Here is a 17,201-nt window from a genome sequence, read left to right on the forward strand (position 1 = left end):
TCAATATGGACCTAGAGGAGGCAATGCAATGGAAATGCAATTTCACGCTACTACGATCTGCGCCGTGCGTCATGAAGGCAAGGGCGCTATTGCCGGGGACGGTCAGGTAACTTTCGGGAACAGCATGGTCATGAAAAATTCCGCGAAGAAAGTAAGAAGGCTTTATCGCGGTCAAGTCATCGCAGGATTCGCGGGCTCTGTTGCAGATGCGATTACATTGTTCGAAAAGTTTGAGGCTAAGCTGGAGGAGCATCACGGCAATTTGCAAAGATCTGCCGTTGAGCTTGCGAAGGAGTGGCGCTCTGACCGCGTGCTGCGCCGACTTGAAGCCATGATGCTCGTCATGGACAAAACGGGTCTGCTGCTTATCTCAGGAAATGGCGAGATCATCGAGCCGGATGACGGGGTACTGGCAATCGGTTCAGGCGGCAGTTTTGCTTTATCGGCCGCGCGTGCTCTGCAAAGACATGCGCCTCAAATGACAGCAAGCGATATTGCGCGTTCGTCACTCGAGATTGCCGCAGAAATATGCGTATTCACTAATCATAATATTATTGTTGAAGAAATCGAATAAAATAAACGATGCGGCTTAGAATGGCTGAACAAGCTTCGGGAAGTCATAGTGAAGATATATAAATCGGAGGGATTTTATAATGGGAAATGATGCACTGACACCTCGTCAGATTGTAGCGGAGCTTGATAAGTATATCGTTGGACAAAAACCGGCGAAACGTTCAGTAGCCATTGCGCTGCGCAATCGTTACCGCAGAAGCTTGCTTGATGAGACGCTGCGCGATGAAATCGTTCCGAAAAATATTTTGATGATCGGACCAACCGGAGTAGGTAAAACGGAAATTGCACGACGCTTGGCTAAGCTGGTGAAAGCGCCCTTCGTGAAGCTTGAGGCTACAAAGTTTACTGAAGTAGGCTACGTCGGCCGGGATGTGGAATCGATGGTCCGCGATTTAGTCGAGACGGCGATCCGTATGGTGAAAACGGAAAAAACCGAAAAGGTCAAAGACCGTGCAGAAAAGCTTGCCAATGAACGAATCGTAGCTTTGCTGGCGCCATCTGCCGCTAAAGCGAAATCTACAAAAAACCCGTTCGAAATGTTGTTTGGCAACCAACAGCAATCCGATGAGCCAAAAGAAGAGCCCGAAGTTGAAAATGCGCTTCATCAAAAGCGATCGCAAATTAAGGAACAACTAGCTGCAGGCAAGCTTGAAAATGAAATCATTGAAATCGAAGTAGAAGATTCCGCCCCTAATATGATGGATATGCTGTCCGGCCAAGGGCCTGAAGGCATGGGCATGAATATGCAGGAGCTTTTTGGGCAATTAATGCCAAAGAAGCCGAAGAAACGCAAGCTGCCGGTTAAGGAAGCGAGAAAGGCGTTAACGCAAGAGGAAGCCAATAAAATCATCGATATGGATGATGTCATTACGGAATCGATTACAAGAGCGGAGCAATCCGGCATTATTTTCATAGATGAAATTGATAAAATTGCCAGCCCATCGCGCGGCTCGGGTCCGGATGTGTCAAGAGAAGGCGTTCAAAGGGATATTTTGCCAATCGTAGAGGGATCTACCGTAATGACTAAATATGGCCCAGTGAAGACGGATTATGTTTTGTTTATTGCGGCTGGAGCATTTCATGTCGCTAAACCATCGGATTTGATTCCGGAGCTGCAAGGACGCTTTCCGATTCGGGTAGAGCTGACGAGTCTCAGTCTGGATGATTTCGTAAGTATTTTGAAAGAACCGAAAAATGCGCTGACGAAACAATATTCCGCTTTGCTTGAAACAGAGGGGATCCAAATCGAGTTTTCGGATGAAGCAATCCATGAGCTCGCGTCCATAGCGGCCGACGTTAACCGCAATACCGAGAATATCGGCGCTCGACGCTTGCATACCATTTTGGAGAAGCTGCTTGAAGACTTATCGTTTGAAGCACCTGAGCTTTCGCTCGAAAAAATGACAATCACGCCGGAATACGTCCGTGAAAAGCTGGGAAGTATTGCGCAAAATCGCGATTTGAGTCAATATATACTGTAGTTGTTATGAGTTTTGGGAGGCAAAAGAATGACTTTACTAACAAAGACAAGAACACTGAATCGATTGCTTCAGCGTGCGGCCGGCAAAGCGCTCAGCTTCAGGGAAATGGCAGAGGTGCTGTGTACGACGATTCAGACGAATGTTTTCGTCGTTAGCCGCAGAGGCAAAATATTAGGCTGTTCGGCAGTGGATGCGTATGATCACGATTTCATGCGGTCACTTTCCGTGGATGAGCTTCGTTTCCCGCAGGAAAGCAATGTTCGATTTCTTGACATGCAGGAGTCAATGACGAATGTTAAGCCGGACGCGGGTATTTATGAAACCTTCCCGCGTTTAGGCGATCAAGAAATTATGACGGTTGTGCCTATTATCGGCGGTGGAGATCGTTTGGGTACTTTAGTGCTGACCCGTTTGTCAGGCACGTTTGATGACGATGATCTTATCTTGGCCGAATACGGTTCAACAATCGTCGGGATGGAAATTTTACGTGAGCGTACCGAGGAGATCGAGCAAGAGGTACGTAGTCGAGCAGTCGTGGCAGTCGCGGTTGGCTCATTGTCCTTCAGCGAATTAGAGGCTGTCGAGCATATTTTTGAAGAACTGGACGGCAAGGAAGGCCTTCTCGTCGCTTCGAAAATTGCGGACCGGGTTGGCATAACCAGATCAGTTATTGTTAACGCTTTGCGGAAGCTGGAAAGCGCAGGCGTGATCGAAACTAGATCTTTAGGTATGAAAGGCACGTACATCAAAATATTAAATCATCAGTTATTGCAGGAATTGGACAAAATCAAGTCGTGAAAATAGGTCGTACAGACCAAATGGGCCCTATCTTTTTATAAAGATAGGGCTTTTTTCTTATTGTAATATTTTAGGAAATTGTTGAATATTATCATGTCGGCAAAAATCGACACAACAATCTCATTTTTTTAATTTTTACTGTCGAACAAAGAAGGAATGAGCAATAATCTGTTGAATACGTAAAAGAGATCTTCTATGTGAAAGTGGTGAAACTACGTGAATTTGTTGAATGGCGCTGCATTTGGAAGAATGGAAGGTGCGCTTCAAGCAGCAGAAATGCGGCAACGCGTCATTTCAAACAATGTGGCAAACAGTGATACGCCGCATTTCAAACGGTCTGAAGTCCTGTTTGAGGAATTATTGGAACAATCGATGGGCAATCAGCAAGGGCAATTGATCGGTAAACGGACCAATCAAAAGCATATAGCAATCGGATTATCTTCATCCAATGTACCTATACCCAAAGTAATCGCCGATGAAACAACATCGATGAACAACAATGAAAATAATGTTGATATCGATCGTGAAATGTCTTTGCTTGCGAAAAATCAATTAAGCTATAACCTTTATGTCCAACAGATTAATCATGACGTGAAAATGATGCGCACAGCAATTGAGGGGAGAGCCTAACGATGAAGTTGTCCACGGGATTTGATATCAGTGCTTCGGCATTGTCGGCGCAGCGTCTGCGAATGGATGTTATTTCTTCTAATATAGCTAATGCAGAAACGACGCGTGGTAGTTTTGTAAACGGACAATTCCAGCCTTACAAACGGAAAATGGTTGTTATGGAGCCTTTGCAGCAATCCTTCTCAAGCGTGCTTTCCCAGCAAATGAACGGGAACACGGCTGCTCAAGGCGTGAAAGTAACAAGAATCAAAGAGGATCAATCGCCAAACAAGCTTATTTATAATCCAACCCATCCTGACGCTGACGCAAACGGTTACGTCAACATGCCAAATGTAGACGTTACTAAAGAAATGGTGGATATGATAGCTGCGACCCGTTCCTATGAAGCGAATGTAACCGCGTTGAACGCGACCAAATCAATGTTTGTTAAAGCATTGGAAATAGGTAGATAACTGCACATATCACTATGTGAAGCATTGGAGGAATAATGATGATACAATCGATGTCGCTTAGTCCGGTTCAACCTGCCAAACTCATAGAAGCTAAATCGGTGCAAGAAGCGACTCCGGCACAATTAACACAATCGTTTGGACAATATTTACAAACCGCTATTGATAATGTAAGCAATCAAGAGCAGAACGTTCATAAGCTTAATGATAAATACTTAACTGGCCAAATTGATGTTACAAAAGTGTTAATCGCTTCGGAGCAAGCAAGTTTGAGTTTGCAGCTTACCTCACAAGTCCGCAACAAAGTGGTCGAGGCATATCAAGAAATGATGCGGATGCAAATCTAATCGCAATTTTGACCTAGCATAGTATTTGGGTGAGGTGACAACGTGAACGAGAGAATCGCCCAAGTGAGAAGTAGGCTCACGCAATTTTGGAGCCAAATGGGCAGAAAACAAAAAATTTGGTTGGGGGCTTCGATTAGTGGCTTGTTGTTGACGGTGATTTTGTTAACAATCGTATTTACAAGAACGGAATACGAAATTGCTTTTCAAAATTTAGATACGACAGACGCTGCGGCCATCATGACCTACTTGGACGGAAGCGGTATTCCGTACGAGCTGAGCAATAATGGAAAAAGCATTTCGGTTCCAAGCACAGAAGCTGCGCGAATTAAAGTTGATGTGGGGTCTCAAGGATTAGTTCAAAACGGATCCATCGGGTTTGAAGCCTTTAATTCAAGTTCGAGTCAATTCGGTACAACGGAAAATGAATTTAACGTGAAGTATCTGAATGCATTGAACGGCGAGATTCAACAGCTTCTAAATGCCATGCAAGGCGTTGACAGCTCGAAGGTTTTGGTTAATTTACCCGAGGAGAGCGTTTTTCTTTCGCCTGAAGAAGCAGAGCAGGCTTCGGCTTCCATCATGATGAAGTTCATGTCGGGCTATCGTCCAAGCCAGAAAGAAATCGACGGTTATTATAACCTTGTAAAAACAGCGGTTCCCAATTTAGCGATGAAGGATATTACGATATCCAGTCCGCAAGGGGAATTGACTTATTCGGAGACGGATGGTGTAATCGCTAACAATTCCGATGCCGTAGAGTCGCAATTCATTATTCAACGGAAATATGAAACGGAATTGAAGAAAAACATTCAACAGTTTTTAGGACCCATCGTAGGCGCGGATAACTTGGTTATTCAGGTTTCAAGCAGTATGAACTTCGATAAGAAGACATCGCAAGAATCCGTTGTGAAGCCGTTAGATAACAACAATAATAACGGTATTATTATTAGCGAAGAAATAAATAACAGCACATCAACGGGTTCCTCCGGAGATGCCGGCGGCGTTGCCGGAACAGGCGAGACGGATGTTCCTGGTTATGAAGCTGCGACGACAGGTGAAAGCACTTCTGAGACGAGCTCGCAAATTCGAAACTATGATGTTACGCGAATCAATAACAACATCGTTTCCGGACCGTTTGTTTTAAAAGACCTTTCCATTAGTATCGGCATCGAAGAGTCCGAAATTGAGGATGAGGCAAGTAAAACAGCTATCATGACTTATTTGACCGCACTGGTTCGTGCCCAGCTTGCGGATTCCGGCCAAGACGTTACCAATGACGAACTGATGGGGAAAAAAGTTGCTCTTATTGCAAGCACTTTCTCTGGAAGCAGTTCAGATGATAGTGCTAGCGTTCTTTCAATGCCATGGTTAATCGGTATTGGTGTTGCTGCTCTTGCCATTATTGGCGGACTGATCGTAATTCTGGCACGCAGACGGAAAAAAGCCGTTGAAGAAGAAATTGAATTGGCTGCTCCAGCAAAAGTGGAATATCCAACTCTTGATTTGGAAAGTGTCAATAACGACAGCCAAGCTCGGAAAAATCTTGAAACACTTGCCAAACGCAAACCGGATGAGTTTGTTAATCTTCTTCGCACATGGCTTGTGGATGAATAGAGGTGGTTCATGTGTCAAAATCAATGCAAGGCTTATCTGGTAGGCAAAAAGCTGCCATTTTACTTATTACGCTTGGACCTGAAGTATCCGCACAAATATTCAAGCATTTACGTGAGGAAGAAATTGAGCAGTTAACGCTTGAAATCGCCAATGTCCGGAAAGTAGACAGCTTGGACAGGGAAACCATTCTTAGTGAATTTCATCAAATATGTTTGGCCCAGGAATATATCACGCAAGGCGGTATTTCATACGCTAAGGATATTTTAGAAAAAGCGCTCGGCTCAGAAAAAGCATTAGAGGTCATTAACCGTTTAACTGCTACCCTTCAAGTAAGACCTTTTGACTTTGCAAGGAAAGCAGAGCCTACCCAGATTTTAAACTTTATTCAAAATGAGAACTCGCAAACGATCGCTTTGGTATTATCTTATTTGCAATCGGAACAGTCCTCGCATATCCTTTCTTCGCTTCCGCAAGAGAAGCAAGCTGAGGTCGCGCGCCGGATCGCTTTGATGGACAGTACGTCGCCGGAGGTTATTTCTCAGGTGGAACGTGTCTTGGAGCAGAAGCTATCCGCAACCGTAACGCAGGATTACACGAATGCCGGCGGTATTGATTCCATCGTTCAAATTTTGAATGGCGTCGATCGGGGAACAGAGCGTACGATTCTCGACGCACTCGAGATTCAGGATCCGGAGCTTGCAGAAGAGATCAAGAAACGGATGTTCGTGTTCGAAGATATCGTCAATATCGACAACCGTTCCATTCAACGAATTATTCGCGACATCGAAAATGCAGATCTCCAACTTGCGCTTAAAGTGGCAAGCGAAGAGGTTCGGGAAGCGATTTTCCGCAATATGTCCAAACGTATGGCCGAGACCTTCAAAGAAGAAATGGAATTCATGGGTCCCGTACGGCTTCGTGACGTGGAAGAAGCACAAACTCGTATCGTAGCTACAATCCGCAGATTAGAAGAGTCTGGTGAAATCATCATCGCCCGTGGCGGAGGAGACGATATCATTGTCTAATTTGATCAAATCATCGAGTGTGATTACTCTTGACCAATTGAAGCAGCTGGAGTGGCTGCATCAACGGAATTTTGAAATCAATGAAACACTTAGTCAGGAAGAGGATGTCGAGCCTGAACCTGATGAAGAGACTATTACATTGCGAGATCAAATTTTGAACGATGCTCAGCTCTATGCGGAAGAAAGACTGCGTGAAGCGGCTAACGAAAGCGAAAAGCTTTTGACCGAAACGCAGCAGCAAATCGATGTTTGGTGGCTTCAAAAACGAACGGAAGACGAAGCAGCATCCGAACAATCGAGACAAGCAGGCTATGAACTCGGTTATGCGGAAGGAGCGGCGCAGTCCGAAGTTGAGCTCCGTGAAAGCTGGGAGCAAAAGCTCGCCGAAGCAACCGATGTGCTCAAAACGGCATTTGAGATGCGAGAGCAAATTATTCAAGAGGCTGAGCCATTTCTCGTTGAGCTTAGCTGTGCCATTGCAGAAAAAATTATCGGACAGCAGCTTACGTTAGCGCCTGATATGGCTATTGAGCTGATCCGGAAGTCTCTATCCCGTCGAAGAGAACAAGGCGTAATCACGCTTTGTGTCGCACCGGGCCAGCTCGCGTTTGTACAAGCTGCCAGGGAAGAGCTTCATTTCGCTATCGATTCGCAAGCAGAATTGCAGATTTTGCCTGACTCGACAGTGAAAGATAACGGCTGTGTCATTCGATCCGCTTTTGGCAGCATCGATGCCCGCATTGATACGCAGCTGGCTGAGATAAAGCGGGAATTAATTCATCTTGCACATCACAGCGGCGAAGAACGAGGTCATTTCGATGATAGTGAATAATCTGGATGTCCTCAAATACATTGAACATTTGCAGCCGCTCGATCCCGTCCGGGTTAACGGAAAAGTCACGCAGGTCATTGGTCTTACGGTTGAATCCGAAGGACCGGACGCAAGCATAGGCGATGTTTGCTTCATTTATCCATCCAAAGGCGCGAAGCCGATTAAAGCCGAAGTCGTAGGCTTTCGGGATAACAAGGTTATTTTAATGCCGTTAGGCGATTTGCATGCAATAAGTCCAGGCTGCGACGTGGTCGGCACGGGCAAGCCGTTAACCGTACAGGTCGGTTCCGAGCTTTTGGGCAAAGTGCTGGACGGTTTAGGAAACCCGTTAGACGGTTCTTTCCTGCCTAGAAGAATGCCTCATTATTCAACGCATAATGAGCCTAGCAATCCGTTAAAGCGTCCGCGTGTCGTTGAACCGCTCGGTATCGGCGTCAGGGCAATCGATGGCCTGCTTACCGTAGGGCGAGGACAACGCGTAGGGATATTCGCTGGCTCTGGCGTCGGAAAGAGCACGCTGCTCGGCATGATCGCCCGCAACACATCCGCAGATGTAAACGTGATCGCACTGATTGGCGAGCGCGGACGTGAAGTGCTTGAATTTATTGAGAAAGACCTTGGACCAGAAGGTCTAGCCCGTTCGGTTGTTATTGTAGCAACTTCCGATCAGCCAGCGCTCATTCGCATGAAAGGCGCGTTAATCGCGACTTCGATCGCAGAATATTTTCGGGATCGCGGATTGAATGTCATGCTGATGATGGATTCCGTTACGCGGTATGCAATGGCACTTCGGGAAGTCGGCTTAGCTATCGGGGAGCCCCCTGCTACACGGGGTTACACGCCTTCTGTTTTCGCGGCACTGCCAAAGCTCCTCGAGCGTGCGGGAACGGGACCGACAGGCTCGATTACGGCATTCTACACCGTTCTCGTTGATGGCGATGATATGAATGAACCGATCGCGGACGCCGTCCGCGGAATCCTGGACGGACATATCGTGTTAAGCCGTCAATTAGCGCATAAGGGACACTTTCCTGCCATTGATGTTTTAGCTTCGGTTAGTCGGGTCATGAAGGAAATCGTAACCGAAGAACAACAGGATGCCGCCAATGAATTAAAAAAACTTCTAGCTGTATATAGAGATTCGGAAGACTTAATCAATATTGGGGCGTACCAACGAGGTTCTAACGCAGAAATTGATACAGCCTTGCAATTTATTGAACCGATTCAAAGCTACACCAAGCAAAAAACGAATGAAAAAGTGAGCTTAGAAGAAGCACAAACAAGATTAATCAATTATTTCTACAGGAGTTGAACCTTTAAATGGCAGCGTTTCGGTACACATTTCAGAGGGTTGTCGATTTGAAGGGCAGCGAGAAGACGCAAGCAGAATGGGGACTTTCTACCGCGATTGGCGCTTTAACTGCCGAGGAGCTTTCCCTTGAGCTGTTGCGTGCAAAGAAACAGGAATGGGAAGAAAAATTACACGATGCAACTCGCATAGCGGTTCCATTATCCGAGTTACAGGTTATTCAGCAATACTTGAATTATTTGGTTACTTGCATTTCGAGTAAATTGAACGATGTGATACATGCACAAAAAGCGGTTGAGCAAAGCAGACTTGAACTTTCAGGCAAGATGAAGGATGAGAAAGTGTGGCTTAAAGCAAAAGATCATGCGCGTGACCGGTTCCAGTATGCTCTGCAAATCAAAGAGCAGAACGAGCTGGATGAGCTGGCAAGCGTCCGTTTCATGATACCAACCCCATAAAGTGATGCGTGACACCGGCTAGAGGGAGTGAGTGGAATTGGCGGGTACGGATAACGAGAAGCAAGGCTACAGCACGCTTGAACGAATTATGTTTTTGATGACGCCTATATTATTTGCGATTGTATTGTTAGGTGTTTTGTATACCTTGTTCAATAATGATTTCCGAAACAAGATGCTTGAAGCCGGAAATTCAATTCCTTTCATTAAAGACGTGCTGCCTGAACCAAAGGTTGCAGGCGGGTTAACAAATGACGATGCATTGAAGGCATCGAATATGTCAGCTAAGATTGCGGATCTTCAAGCACAGCTAACGGCCATTGAAACTGAATTGGCCGCAGCTAATCAAACGAAGACTACGCTTGAGCAAGAGGTTAAGAGCCTTGAGAACGACAATTCACAATTGAAGAGCGCGAATGAAGAGCAATCGCTAGAAGATGAACAGTACCAAGCCAAGATTCAAGAATTAGCGAGCATGTTCTCCAAAATAACGCCAAGCAAAGCAGCACCGATTTTGCAAAGCATGACTTTGGATGAAATGGTGCTTGTGTTCGCGAATATGCGCCCGGATGACAGGGTTCGTATTATGGAGAAAATGAATCCTCAGACGGCTGCGGATGCAGCGATGAAGCTGAAGGACAATGTAAAGGCCAAAGATCTGCAGATTGCGGCGCTTCAAGCGAAGCTTGATGCTCAGAAAACGACCGTGGCAAAGCCGGCATCTTCTGTGCTTGATCAAGAGCAGCTAAGCGCAACCTTTACGGCGATGGATGCCAAGAGCGCGGGCGAGCTATTGATCAAAATGGTGGAGGTTAGCCCGAGCAAGGTTCTCCGGATCCTTAACGCGGTTGATAATGAAACCAGATCGGCTATATTAGCCGAAATGTCTGGCATTAATGAAACGCTGACCGCACAAATGGTATCGAAGCTAATGACAGGGAGCTAATAGTTGATCTGGATTTGGATAGCTGCTATTTGAAGGGAGGTGAAAAAAATGGAAATGATGGTTCCTCAGGTTGCAATTGCGCAGCCGCAAGGACAATCGACTGCAAATGCTCAGGCTGGACAAAACACAAGCGGCGCAGCATTTCAAAAAACATTAGTCCAACAGATTAATGGCGAGACTGCAGCGAATCCAAGCACAACACAAACAGCGCCTTTAACAGCTGTTGTGAATAAAGAAGCGGCGTTCGAAGCCGGCGCATCTGCTTCAGCGCCTACATTATCGGATCTTATGTCGATCATTGACGGTCTGCTCGAGCAGCTTGAAACTCCGGTTTCAAACGATACGGAAGCTCCCGCTGAAAATGAGGAGCAGCTTCAACAATTATCCGAAGTGCTGGATCAAATGAATGCATTACTTGAGCTTCTTGGATTACCCGTTCCCGTGATCCAGCCGACGAATAAACTAATCCCCGAAGAAGCTGCCGCTGGTACGGTATCTCAACAAATGATAACCGCAGCGGATATCAAGCCAAAACTGCAGGATACCTTGATCCAGTTACAGGTCATGATCCAGCAGGGGACTACGAAGCTGATTCAGCAGCAGGAACCGACCGCATTGGTGGCAAAGCAACTACAAGCGTTAACAGCGATTTTGGAAGGCGAGCCGGTGGATACAACAAAGCAACAAACGAAATCGACGGCCTTTACACAACAACTGTTTACCGTACAGCAAGCCCCGCAAGCGGAAGCCGGTGCTCTTTTGCAGCGCTTGTCGCAGCAATCGGTTCATCCTGCCTTTGTATCGACGGCTATACCACAAGCTGTGGTGCAAACGGTAGATACGGAAGCAGCAGCTACCGCGGTTGAGATGAGTCCGCAACTGCAACTTGGATCAAATAATCCGGAAACGTTGCGCGGAATCACACCTCTTGTCGTGAATACAGCGGCAACGACTTCTTTTGTAGCTGCCGATGAATTTGCCCAATCGATGACGGGGATGATCGTTCAAAAGTTCGATTTAACAACGGTTAACGGTGTTTCCGAAGCAAAGATCATGTTATTCCCTGAGCATCTCGGTCAAGTTGATGTTCGGATTACGATGCAAAACGGTTTATTGACAGCTATTTTCCAGACAGATAATGCGATGGCCAAAGATATGCTGGACAATCAAATGGCTCAATTGCGCTCGGCTCTGCAAGCACAGGGATTAATGGTAGATAAGCTTGAGGTTGCAACAGGACAATCCGCCTCGCAGCTGTCGCAGCAGCATCAAGGGCAAAGCAGCAGTCATCAGCAGTCTTCGAACCGTCAGGTGCTTCATAATGACGAGAGTTCAAGCGATGGCAGCTTTGAAACGGAGATGGTTGAACAAGCTGCGAGTCAAGGCCTTGGTTTTGGCAGGGGAATAAATGTTAGAGCTTAGCGGACCGGATGTATCGTTAATATGATCGGAGGTGATCGGAAATGACAGATAGCATTTCAACTCGCGCAGTGTGGCCTAACTATAGTCAAGCGAATGTGCAGGCCGCAGCTAGCAAAAAAAGCACGGATACACTTGGTAAAGACCAATTTCTTAGCATACTCGTCACTCAGCTGCGCAATCAGGATCCCATGCAGCCGCTTCAAGATAAGGATTTTATCGCACAGATGGCGCAGTTTACTTCTGTCGAGCAGCTCATGAACATGTCGTCTGAACTTACGTTAATGCGTCAGAACATTGGTTCAGCATCAAGCCTCATCGGCAAATCGATTGAGTGGAATGAATATGACGATGCCGGCGAAGTGATTACCGTTAAGGGGATTGTCGATTCCATAATCTCGAAGGAAGGCATCCTTTATGCAAGAGTAGGCGGAGCAGAGGTTGCACTGGACTATGTTACATCTATCTCGGAAACCAATAACGATACGGAAGAAGAAACAGATGTAGAGGAAAGTGCGGCGGAAAACGATTCTTCCAGTTCGGAGAGCGCGGGGGAAGGGGCTGAAAGTTAATGAACGATGGCGTGAAAATCGGTCATATCTTTCCCGTGAAGTCGACACCTCTTCAGGCTAGCAAAGCAGCCGCAAGCCGAACAACGCAGTCAACAGAGTTTCAAGATATGCTTAATGCCAAAGTTCTTAAGTTCAGTCACCATGCAGAAGTACGTATGCAGCAGAGAGGCATTAAATTGCAGCCCGAATCACTCACAAAAATCATGAACGCAGTGGAAGAGGCTGCATCCAAGGGCGCGCAGGACTCCTTAATTGTTTTCCGCGATATCGCAATGATCGTGAACGTGCCAAGCCGCACCGTTGTGACGGCAATGGACGGGGGACAAATGAAAAGCAACGTATTTACACAAATCGACAGCGCTATTATTTTATCGTAAGGCTGGACCTATCAGGAAGCCTCAAGCTGTGGACCGATTGAAGCAGCTAAATGATAGTGCATACATCCTTTTTAAGCCTAATGATTTTAATCCATATTCCAGGAGGAATAACTAAAATGCTAAGATCGATGTATTCGGGCGTTTCCGGTATGCGCGGTTTCCAAACCAAGCTTGACGTTATCGGCAACAACATTGCGAACGTTAACACGGTTGGTTTTAAAGCAGGCCGAGTGATGTTTAAGGATATTCTAAGCCAAACCGTTGCGGGCGTTACCGCACCAGAAGAAGGCGTACGTGGCGGCGTAAACGCAAAACAAATCGGTCTCGGTGTATCAATCGGCTCCATTGACACGGTACATACCGCAGGCAGCGCGATGACGACTAACCAAGCGACGGATCTCCGTATTGACGGAGACGGCTTCTTTGTCGTAAGGGCAAGCGAGGAATCCGAAATGCTGCTAACGCGCGCAGGTAACTTTACGCTGGATGCGAATAGACAGCTTGTTACAGGCGACGGCTACTTTGTACTTAGTGCGGATCAGGAGCCGATTGTGCTTGACGAAGCGATTACCGCTTTTTCGATAGGTCAAGACGGCACGATAATGGGCGTGACGGCTGACGGTACGGAAGCCGTTGCACAGCTAGGGGTTGCTAAGGTAGTAAATCCAAGCGGACTTGAGAAGCTGGGCGGGAACATGTACCGCGTAACGGCAAATGCGAATCCAGATGCTTCCATTGAAGATTTCATGACATTTGCCGGTGACCCTGAGCTTGGTACCGGTGCAATTATTGCTGGCCAACTTGAGATGTCAAATGTGGATTTAACTGCAGAATTTACAGAAATGATCGTGGCGCAGCGTGGTTTCCAAGCGAATTCACGTATCATTACAACTTCCGATGAAATTTTGCAAGAGGTTGTTAACTTAAAACGATAGGTAAGTCATAACGGGCGGGAGGCTTAGTGCCTCCCCAAGTGAGAGGGGGTTACTAATGATTACCGTAACGCGTTTAAACGGAACAAAAGTTACAATCAATGCATTATTAATAGAAGTGATAGAAGAAGCCGCGGATACAGTTATAACGCTTACGACCGGAAAAAAGCTGGTCGTGAAAGAAAAGACAGCAGAGCTGTTGTTACTTAATCAACAGTATCTTCGTACCATTGGCCTCGTTGCGGCGGCCCAGAAGAGTGAGCAAACGGAGGGTCCCTCATCATGAAAAAAATGCTTCCCTGGTTAATTACGATTTTGTTGTCCATTACGTTAATCGCTATTGTTGCCATCATTTTATTTAAATCCTTTTTCTCGGATCCGAAGGAACAGGCTGCCGAGACAGAAACGATCGAGGTTAAGGTTTTGTCTGCTGATGAACGCGTGGAAGTGACATCGGAATTAAAGGATTTCAGAAGGAACTTGAAAGATCCGGAATATGTCGTTGTACTTAGCTTTGCATTTCAGCTGGACGGCAAGAAAGCAAAAGAAGAGTTCGACAAGATTATCGAAATCGAAGTCAGACCGATCATTAACCGTGCCTTGGCAGATATGACCGCCGATGAGCTGCAAGGCTCGCAGGGCGAAGATGCGCTTGAGTCGAAGCTGCTAAATCTTATAACTCCAATCATTCCAAAAGGGAAATTGGTAAAAGTAGAAATCACAAACTTTATTATTACTGAAATTTAACTGACTACGCCGACATTCCTCGAAGGAGGTGAGATATTTGGTTGATGTTTTATCGCAAAATGAAATTGATGCGCTACTTGCTGCCTTGGATTCCGGTGAAATGGATGCAGAGGATTTAAAAAAGGAAGAGACGACCCGCAAAGTCAGTTTGTATGATTTCAAGCGCGCCGTTCGGTTTTCGAAGGATCATATTCGGAGCTTGACTCGGATTCATGAGAACTTCGCGCGATATTTGACAACCTATTTCTCAGCGCAACTCCGCACATTTGTTCAAATAAATGTCGTGCAGGTCGAGCAATTGCCTTATGACGAATTTATACGTTCGATTCCTAAGATGACGATCTTGAACATATTTGAAGCGGAGCCGCTGGAAGGCCGAATGGTGCTTGAGGTTCATCCGAACGTGGCTTATGCCATGCTCGATCGAATGTTAGGCGGACAAGGTGTGGCGCCGTCCAAAATCAATAACTTAACAGAGATTGAAACGATCATCATGGAGCGAATCTTTAGCCGCACGTTTGAAAGCTTGCAAGAGGCTTGGAAAACAATCATCGACATTTCTCCGAGACTCGAAGCGTTGGAGACGAATCCGCAGTTCATGCAAATCGTATCTCCGAACGAGACGATAGCTCTGATTTCTTTCAGCACCAAAATCGGCGATACCACAGGAATGATTAACCTGTGCATCCCCCATGTCGTCATTGAACCGATCATGTCCAGATTGTCCGTGCATCATTGGTTTGTGTCGCAGAAGAAAGCCAGAGCGCCTGAGGAAGTCGAGATTTTGGAGCAGCGGGTAAATAAAGCCAAGCTTCCGATCGTAGCTGAACTCGGCGAATCATCGCTTACGATTAAAGAGTTTCTGGGCTTGAATATCGGCGATGTTATTTCACTTAATAAGTCTGTCGATGACGGTCTGAAAATTAAAGTTGGTGACAAGCTTAAGTTTATTGGCAGTCCTGGCTCCGTTAAGGATCGGTTAGCTGTTCAAGTAGATGAGATTGTCGTTGAGGGAGTGGAAGAAGATTATGATGAGTAAAGACTATTTGTCACAAGAGGAAATTGATGCATTGCTTCGTCAATCCTCCAGTGAGCCGGAAACGGAACAGCCCTCCGAGGCCGGAACTCAGCTTTCAGACTTCTTATCTGAGATGGAACAGTCTGCACTCGGAGAAATTGGTAATATTACTTTTGGCAGCGCTGCGACAGCTTTGTCGACTTTGCTGGGCAAGAAAGTGGATATTACAACTCCGCAAGTCACCATTGTCAGAAAAGATGAGCTGCCAGATATTTTTCCTAAGCCGCATGTCGCCGTAAGCGTGCAATACGTTGACGGGTTTCAGGGCATAAACTCATTGGTTATTAAAACGAAGGATGCTCAAATTATTGCGGATTTGATGCTTGGCGGGGATGGTAACAACATTACCATCGAAGAGCTTAATGAAATCCATATCAGTGCCGTCCAAGAAGCGATGAACCAGATGATGGGATCATCCGCTACATCGATGTCAACGATTTTTAACCGCTTTGTCAATATTTCGCCTCCAGGCATTGATATTTTGGACGTAAATAACGGAGACGGCTTGGATCATTTGCCGCCGGTTGATTTGTTCATTAAAATTTCATTCCGGTTGACGATTGGCGATCTTATCGATTCAACCATCATGCAGCTTCTTCCGATTCCTTTTGCGAAGCAAATGGTGGATATCTTGATGGGGGTAGTAGATGAGTCTGCTCCCGCAGCGCCTGTTACGCCGCCGCAAGCGCCTCCTGCAGCGCCTCCTACTGCACCTGCAGCGCAGCAAGCGATGGCTATGCAGGAAACAGCTGCAACGGCGTATATGAATGCTGTGCCGCCGCAAATGAATATGGCGCCGCCCATGCAGCAAATGCCGCCTAACCAGTACCAAATTCCGGCAGCTGGCTATGACATGTCCATGCAGCCGCCGGGACCGCATACATACGGTCATGCAGCTAATCGCAATGTTAATGTGCAGCCTGTTCAATTTGCTAATTTTGGCAATGCGCCGTTTATTCAACCAGATGAAACAAACCTCAATTTACTTCTCGACATACCGCTTAAGGTCACTGTAGAATTAGGTAGGACCCAAAAGCAGATTAAAGATATTTTGGAGCTGTCGCAAGGTTCGATTATCGAGCTGGACAAGCTAGCTGGCGAACCGGTAGACATTCTAGTAAACAATAAACTGATAGCCAAAGGCGAGGTTGTTGTTATCGATGAAAACTTTGGTGTTCGCGTAACGGATATCGTAAGCCAATGGGACCGCATTCAAAAATTACAATAGCATCCTAGGAGGATAAAAAAGATGGCAAACCGCATTCTTATCGTAGACGACGCAGCTTTCATGCGCATGATGATTCGTGACATTTTATCAAAGAACGGCTACGAAGTCGTCGGTGAAGCCCAAGATGGCGCTCAGGCGGTTGAGAAGTACAAGGAACTTAAACCGGATTTGACAACGATGGATATTACGATGCCTGAAATGGACGGCATCTCCGCTCTAAAGGAAATTAAAAAGCTCGACGGTAACGCAAAAGTAATTATGTGTTCAGCAATGGGTCAGCAAGCAATGGTAATTGATGCGATTCAAGCAGGCGCAAAGGACTTCATCGTCAAACCGTTCCAAGCCGATCGCGTTATTGAAGCGATCAAGAAAACGCTCGGATAACGGTT

21 protein-coding genes are annotated in these 17,201 nt (G+C 46.2%); all 21 read left to right on the forward strand.

All coding sequences use genetic code 11. The annotated features are described in order from the left end of the window. Nucleotides 1-28 precede the first annotated feature (28 nt). The 21 genes from hslV to ACN6MW_RS28360 all read left to right on the forward strand — a co-directional run bounded on the left by hslV (nucleotide 29) and on the right by ACN6MW_RS28360 (nucleotide 17,196). Nucleotides 29-574, forward strand: coding sequence for an ATP-dependent protease subunit HslV (gene hslV / locus ACN6MW_RS28260; RefSeq protein WP_419873104.1), 546 nt, complete (start codon nucleotides 29-31; stop codon nucleotides 572-574). Between the two features lie 79 nt (nucleotides 575-653). Continuing rightward, entirely contained in the window at nucleotides 654-2,054 is a 1,401-nt protein-coding gene (hslU, locus tag ACN6MW_RS28265) for an ATP-dependent protease ATPase subunit HslU (RefSeq protein WP_419873105.1), read from the forward strand. 27 nt (nucleotides 2,055-2,081) lie between these two features. Next, nucleotides 2,082-2,852 carry a GTP-sensing pleiotropic transcriptional regulator CodY gene (codY, locus tag ACN6MW_RS28270; RefSeq protein WP_419873106.1) on the forward strand — a complete coding sequence of 257 codons (771 nt, stop codon included), beginning with the start codon at nucleotides 2,082-2,084 and terminating at the stop codon, nucleotides 2,850-2,852. Nucleotides 2,853-3,068: 216 nt separating this feature from the next. Next, nucleotides 3,069-3,482, forward strand: a complete 414-nt coding sequence (gene flgB, locus ACN6MW_RS28275) for a flagellar basal body rod protein FlgB (protein ID WP_419873107.1) — start codon at nucleotides 3,069-3,071, stop codon at nucleotides 3,480-3,482. A 2-nt stretch (nucleotides 3,483-3,484) separates the two neighbouring features. Then, nucleotides 3,485-3,934 carry a flagellar basal body rod protein FlgC gene (gene flgC, locus ACN6MW_RS28280; RefSeq protein ID WP_364140507.1) on the forward strand — a complete coding sequence of 150 codons (450 nt, stop codon included), beginning with the start codon at nucleotides 3,485-3,487 and terminating at the stop codon, nucleotides 3,932-3,934. 35 nt (nucleotides 3,935-3,969) lie between these two features. Then, the gene (fliE, locus tag ACN6MW_RS28285) at nucleotides 3,970-4,278 is read left to right on the forward strand and encodes a flagellar hook-basal body complex protein FliE (RefSeq protein ID WP_419873108.1); all 309 of its coding nucleotides are present in this window, start codon (nucleotides 3,970-3,972) and stop codon (nucleotides 4,276-4,278) included. A gap of 42 nt (nucleotides 4,279-4,320) precedes the next feature. Then, the gene (gene fliF / locus ACN6MW_RS28290) at nucleotides 4,321-5,892 is read left to right on the forward strand and encodes a flagellar basal-body MS-ring/collar protein FliF (protein WP_419873109.1); all 1,572 of its coding nucleotides are present in this window, start codon (nucleotides 4,321-4,323) and stop codon (nucleotides 5,890-5,892) included. A 23-nt stretch (nucleotides 5,893-5,915) separates the two neighbouring features. Beyond that, complete coding sequence (gene fliG / locus ACN6MW_RS28295; RefSeq protein WP_364144410.1) at nucleotides 5,916-6,917, forward strand: flagellar motor switch protein FliG; 1,002 nt, start codon at nucleotides 5,916-5,918, stop codon at nucleotides 6,915-6,917. Beyond that, complete coding sequence (locus ACN6MW_RS28300) at nucleotides 6,910-7,749, forward strand: FliH/SctL family protein (RefSeq protein WP_419873110.1); 840 nt, start codon at nucleotides 6,910-6,912, stop codon at nucleotides 7,747-7,749. The genes fliG and ACN6MW_RS28300 overlap by 8 nt, the downstream gene beginning before the upstream one ends. Next, nucleotides 7,736-9,061, forward strand: coding sequence for a flagellar protein export ATPase FliI (gene fliI, locus ACN6MW_RS28305; RefSeq protein ID WP_419873111.1), 1,326 nt, complete (start codon nucleotides 7,736-7,738; stop codon nucleotides 9,059-9,061). Before ACN6MW_RS28300 ends, fliI begins: the two co-directional genes overlap by 14 nt. Before the next feature lie 8 nt (nucleotides 9,062-9,069). Continuing rightward, nucleotides 9,070-9,516: a flagellar export protein FliJ gene (gene fliJ / locus ACN6MW_RS28310; protein WP_419873112.1), complete on the forward strand. Its 447-nt coding sequence runs from the start codon at nucleotides 9,070-9,072 to the stop codon at nucleotides 9,514-9,516. 37 nt (nucleotides 9,517-9,553) lie between these two features. Then, complete coding sequence (locus ACN6MW_RS28315) at nucleotides 9,554-10,459, forward strand: magnesium transporter MgtE N-terminal domain-containing protein (RefSeq protein WP_419873113.1); 906 nt, start codon at nucleotides 9,554-9,556, stop codon at nucleotides 10,457-10,459. 48 nt (nucleotides 10,460-10,507) lie between these two features. After that, on the forward strand, nucleotides 10,508-11,881 hold the full coding sequence (locus ACN6MW_RS28320; RefSeq protein WP_419873114.1) for a flagellar hook-length control protein FliK: 1,374 nt from the start codon (nucleotides 10,508-10,510) through the stop codon (nucleotides 11,879-11,881). A 41-nt stretch (nucleotides 11,882-11,922) separates the two neighbouring features. Then, on the forward strand, nucleotides 11,923-12,450 hold the full coding sequence (locus ACN6MW_RS28325; RefSeq protein WP_419873115.1) for a flagellar hook capping FlgD N-terminal domain-containing protein: 528 nt from the start codon (nucleotides 11,923-11,925) through the stop codon (nucleotides 12,448-12,450). After that, nucleotides 12,450-12,827 (forward strand): TIGR02530 family flagellar biosynthesis protein, encoded by a 378-nt coding sequence (locus ACN6MW_RS28330; RefSeq protein WP_419873116.1) that lies wholly within the window; start codon nucleotides 12,450-12,452, stop codon nucleotides 12,825-12,827. Before ACN6MW_RS28325 ends, ACN6MW_RS28330 begins: the two co-directional genes overlap by 1 nt. A gap of 116 nt (nucleotides 12,828-12,943) precedes the next feature. After that, a complete protein-coding gene (gene flgG, locus ACN6MW_RS28335; RefSeq protein ID WP_364140479.1) occupies nucleotides 12,944-13,762 on the forward strand; it encodes a flagellar basal body rod protein FlgG in 819 nt (272 codons plus the stop codon). A 55-nt stretch (nucleotides 13,763-13,817) separates the two neighbouring features. After that, nucleotides 13,818-14,045 (forward strand): flagellar FlbD family protein, encoded by a 228-nt coding sequence (locus ACN6MW_RS28340; RefSeq protein WP_364140476.1) that lies wholly within the window; start codon nucleotides 13,818-13,820, stop codon nucleotides 14,043-14,045. Next, entirely contained in the window at nucleotides 14,042-14,506 is a 465-nt protein-coding gene (locus ACN6MW_RS28345; protein ID WP_364140473.1) for a flagellar basal body-associated FliL family protein, read from the forward strand. The genes ACN6MW_RS28340 and ACN6MW_RS28345 overlap by 4 nt, the downstream gene beginning before the upstream one ends. 37 nt (nucleotides 14,507-14,543) lie before the next feature. Next, complete coding sequence (gene fliM, locus ACN6MW_RS28350; protein ID WP_364140470.1) at nucleotides 14,544-15,545, forward strand: flagellar motor switch protein FliM; 1,002 nt, start codon at nucleotides 14,544-14,546, stop codon at nucleotides 15,543-15,545. Continuing rightward, the gene (gene fliY, locus ACN6MW_RS28355; RefSeq protein WP_419873117.1) at nucleotides 15,535-16,812 is read left to right on the forward strand and encodes a flagellar motor switch phosphatase FliY; all 1,278 of its coding nucleotides are present in this window, start codon (nucleotides 15,535-15,537) and stop codon (nucleotides 16,810-16,812) included. Before fliM ends, fliY begins: the two co-directional genes overlap by 11 nt. Before the next feature lie 21 nt (nucleotides 16,813-16,833). Beyond that, nucleotides 16,834-17,196 carry a response regulator gene (locus tag ACN6MW_RS28360; RefSeq protein ID WP_028611027.1) on the forward strand — a complete coding sequence of 121 codons (363 nt, stop codon included), beginning with the start codon at nucleotides 16,834-16,836 and terminating at the stop codon, nucleotides 17,194-17,196. Nucleotides 17,197-17,201: the final 5 nt, after the last annotated feature.

This window comes from Pristimantibacillus sp. PTI5, from assembly GCF_048572955.1.
In the GTDB taxonomy this organism is placed as follows: Bacteria; Bacillota; Bacilli; order Paenibacillales; family Paenibacillaceae; genus Pristimantibacillus.